Annotated in this window: 1 pseudogene; it reads left to right on the top strand. The window is 71.6% G+C overall.

Annotation, left to right across the window (positions count from 1 at the left end):
* Positions 1-180: 180 nt before the first annotated feature.
* A pseudogene (locus DEQ92_RS22965) lies at positions 181-436 on the top strand (hypothetical protein); the annotation flags it as partial.

Below are 436 nucleotides of genomic sequence, written 5' to 3'. Positions count from 1 at the left end.
CGCACGGGAGCGACCTCCGTGGCTACCTCCGCTTCGATACCTGGGGCGTCCCGGTCGAGGACGGGCGTATCCTCTCCGAGGAGGTCGTCGAACTCTCGCTCGGTCCGACCGTCCACGACCGCGTCCGGTTCGCGCACGACGAGGACGCGTTGCGATGAGCCGCCCGGAGGATCTGCGCCGATGAGCGACGACGAGAACGGGGGCGAGCGTGCCGACGCGGCCGCCAGCGATACCACTGCCGACGCGGCCGCCAACGACGTCACCGACGTGGCGAACGTCCGCGTCCGCGGCATCTACACCACCGCCGTCACGCATCTGCTCCTCGACGCGGGCCACGCGGTCGTCCAGGCCTCCGAGCCGATCCGCGAGCGGTTCGACGCCGACTTCGGCGACGCGACCCACGAGGTGACGGTCGCGACGACGAGCGACCGGCAAG

This window comes from Haloferax sp. Atlit-6N (assembly GCF_003383195.1).
Lineage (GTDB): Archaea > Halobacteriota > Halobacteria > Halobacteriales > Haloferacaceae > Haloferax > Haloferax gibbonsii.
This window is presented reverse-complemented; position numbering and strand designations above follow the sequence as displayed.